The sequence below is a fragment of the Streptomyces flavofungini genome, from assembly GCF_041028215.1.
In the GTDB taxonomy this organism is placed as follows: Bacteria; Actinomycetota; Actinomycetes; order Streptomycetales; family Streptomycetaceae; genus Streptomyces; species Streptomyces flavofungini_B.
Window position 1 is genome coordinate 1 of sequence record NZ_JASKYR010001357.1, and the last position, 906, is coordinate 906.

General features: G+C 76.2%; 1 protein-coding gene. It reads left to right on the plus strand.

Going from position 1 to position 906, the window contains the following annotated elements; translation table 11 throughout:
- A partial coding sequence (locus AB8Z36_RS41040; protein ID WP_369218428.1) for a class I SAM-dependent methyltransferase occupies positions 1-906 on the plus strand: 906 nt, incomplete at both ends.

Consider the following 906-nt stretch of genomic DNA (forward strand, 5'->3'; position numbering starts at 1 on the left):
GTTCCACGAACCGCGCCGCGCCGACTGCCCCTGGTGCGGCTCTCCCCGGCTCCGGGTCTCGCTGCGCTGCACCGACCTGGTCCAGCGCAAGCCGGGCACCTTCACGCTCGACCAGTGCGCCGACTGCGCGCACCTCTTCCAGAACCCCCGGCTGACCGCCGAGGGCCGGGCCTTCTACCGCCAGGACCCCCACCTCCACGGCGCCCGCGAGGGCCTCGGCGGGCCGCTGGCCGACACGCTGCTCGGCGCGGGGCCCGGCGACCGGCGCCATCTCGCGAGGGCCGCGGCCCTGCGGGTCTTCGACGAACCCGAGTGCTGGCTCGACGTCGGCACGGGCGCCGCACGCTTCCCGGTCCTGGCCCGGCGGCTCCTGCCGTACACGTCCTTCGACGGGCTCGACGTGGGCCGTGGCGTCGAGGACGCCGTACGGGAGGGCCGAATCGAGGAGGGCCACCGCGGCACCCTCACCGGGCTCGTGCACCGCCTCGTCGGCCGCTACGACGCGCTGAGCATGTTCCACTCCCTGGCGAGCAGCCCCGACCCGCGCGAGGAGCTCAGGGCCGCGCGGCTCGCCCTGCGCCCCGGCGGCCATCTGATGATCGAGACCACCGACCCCGAGTGCCGCTACGCCGGGCTCCTCGGCAAGTGGTGGCCCTCGTACGCCCAGCCCAGGCATCTGCACCTCGTGCCGCTCGCCAACCTCTGCGCCGAGCTCCGGCGGCTCGGCTTCACGGTGGTCGCCGTGGACCGCCGCACGCCCCACCTCCCGACCGACCTGGCGGGGGCCCTCGCGCTCGTCATCAACCGCCGCCTGCCCCAGGGCGACGTCCCCTGGCGCGCCAGACCCGCGCCCCTGCTCCGCCGCAAACTGCGCCGCGCGGGCTGGCTCGCCGCTGTCCCCCTGCT